Annotated in this window: 2 protein-coding genes; both read left to right on the forward strand. The window is 43.1% G+C overall.

The features are described 5' to 3' along the window. Positions 1-89 precede the first annotated feature (89 nt). A complete protein-coding gene (locus BJP37_RS34065) occupies positions 90-533 on the forward strand; it encodes a hypothetical protein (protein ID WP_075906833.1) in 444 nt (147 codons plus the stop codon). A 533-nt stretch (positions 534-1066) separates the two neighbouring features. After that, entirely contained in the window at positions 1067-2137 is a 1071-nt protein-coding gene (locus BJP37_RS34070; RefSeq protein ID WP_075906831.1) for an NAD-dependent epimerase/dehydratase family protein, read from the forward strand. Positions 2138-2244: the final 107 nt, after the last annotated feature.

Genomic DNA, 2244 nt, shown 5'->3' on the forward strand with positions numbered 1-2244 from the left:
CCCTACTCCCTACTCCCTACTCCCTACTCCCTACTCCCTACTCCCTACTCCCTACACCCTACACCCTACACCCTACACCCTACTCCCTAATGCCACCATCAACACCTCAAACCAAACGATGTCAACGCAATCGGAAGCGTTCTAAACGACGAGCTATTGTATGTCCGATTCATGGTTGCTACCTTGATAGCGTTAGTCAAAAGTATCGGTTGTTTGCTGACCGGCCAGGACAACTTCAGACCCGTGGTGTTAAACAAAAATATGCGTTGATGCTGATAGCGAGTAAAACTACAGTAGCTATCGAAGGAGAATGGGTAGAAGCTTTTTGGTGTAATCAGTGCCAGAAAACCAAGTGGTATCACGTGTGCAAGAGTGGCGATCGCACTTATAAGGTATCGTTGGCTCCTGCTGAGTTATGGCAGCAGGTAACAGGGGTGATCGATCCGGATGGCAACTCTTCAGTGGGGGAGTTTACCCGTCGCCAGTCTAAACGGATTGGTTTTTATGGGGTTAAGGATTTTGGGGCGATTTAGTTTTTTAGTTTATGAGTAGTTATGATAAATTACTAGCTAAAGTATAGGCAAAATGCCAAGGGCAAGAGGTAAGAGTCGTCAACTAGTAGAGTTGATTAATAACAGAGGCAATCAGTTGAGTTTATTCTTTAAGAGTTTCTAAAACAAACTTTGGCATTTTGCCTCTTGCCCAGAAGTGTTTAACGTTTTAATTTTAAACACTTCTGAGAATATTATTGCTGATAAAACGCTGATTAATTCCCATTTAAATGGGAATTAATTTTTGATGCATAATAACTACTGACTAGTGACTCCTAAATTTTAGAGATTTTAATTCAAGGTGCAAGATATAGCAGTCGCCAGGTCAGTTAGGACATGACAAAAGTCTCAAACCTAAATAAGCGCAAGAGTTTGACTTCTGACTTCTGACTTCTGACTTCTGACTTCTGACTTCTGACTTCTGCTATATCAATTAGAGAAGCGTTAACGATTAATCGCTTATTGAGCTTATTAGTTTCATTATAGATTATTTACCTAAAAAATTAAGCTTTTCTATGAAAAAATTACTGGTAACAGGCTCCTCAGGATTGATTGGGTCTGAGGTTTGTGGTTACTTTGCTCAGCAAGGTTGGCAAATTCACGGTATTGATAATAATCAACGGGCTGTTTTCTTCGGTTCCCAAGGGGATACACGCTGGAATCAGCAGCGGTTGCAAGAGACAATTCAAGATTTTGTTCATCATGAATTCGATATACGCGATCGCAAAGGTATTTTAGACCTAATGGCGCAGCTCAAGCCAGACGCGATTGTACATACAGCAGCCCAGCCTTCCCACGACCGCGCCGCAGCAATTCCTTTCGCTGACTTTGATACCAACGCAGTGGGAACTTTGAACTTGCTAGAAGCTGCGAGGCAATCTTGTCCAGAGTCGCCCTTTGTACACATGTCTACCAATAAAGTGTATGGCGATCGCCCCAATACTATTCAGCTTAAGGAACTAGACACTCGTTGGGATTATGACGACCCAGCTTACACCAACGGTATTCCTGAAACCTTTAGCATCGATCAATCAAAGCACTCTTTGTTTGGCGCATCCAAAGTTGCTGCTGATGTGATAGTGCAGGAATATGGTCGCTACTTTAACATGCCCACAGCTTGTTTACGGGGTGGTTGTCTGACCGGACCAAATCATTCCGGTGTGGAACTCCACGGTTTCCTAAGTTATCTGGTCAAGTGTAATCTGGAAGGTCGGGAATACAAGATTTTTGGCTACAAGGGTAAGCAAGTACGGGATAATATCCACTCTCTGGATGTGTCACGGTTTATTCACGCTTTTATCGAAGCACCTCGAATAGCAGAAGTTTATAACATCGGTGGCGGAAAAGGCAATAGCTGTTCAATCCTCGAAGCGTTTAAGCTGGCAGAGAAGTATAGTGGTAAAGCGATGCACTATACCTATCTACAAGATAATCGGATTGGCGATCATATCTGTTATTACTCCGATTTGAGTAAGATGCGTGAGCATTACCCTAGTTGGGATATTTCCGTTTCCTTGGAAGAAACAATTCAGCAAATTGTGGAATCCTGGCAAGCTCGTTTGGCTAAATCAGCCGTAACGGTTTGAGTATATAGCAGTTTGAGATTTTGTTAAGTACATAGTTCTGGGTTTTAGGGAGCAGGGAGTAGGGAGTAGGGAGTAGGGAGTAGGGAGTAGGGAGTAGGGAGTAGGGA

The sequence above is a fragment of the Moorena bouillonii PNG genome (assembly GCF_001942495.1).
Lineage (GTDB): Bacteria > Cyanobacteriota > Cyanobacteriia > Cyanobacteriales > Coleofasciculaceae > Moorena > Moorena bouillonii.

Excerpts from the sequence above, each read along its gene's own strand:
- BJP37_RS34070 (WP_075906831.1), top strand. The coding sequence starts at position 1,067 with ATGAAAAAATTACTGGTAACAGGCTCCTCAGGATTGATTGGGTCTGAG.
- BJP37_RS34065 (WP_075906833.1), top strand. The coding sequence starts at position 90 with ATGCCACCATCAACACCTCAAACCAAACGATGTCAACGCAATCGGAAG.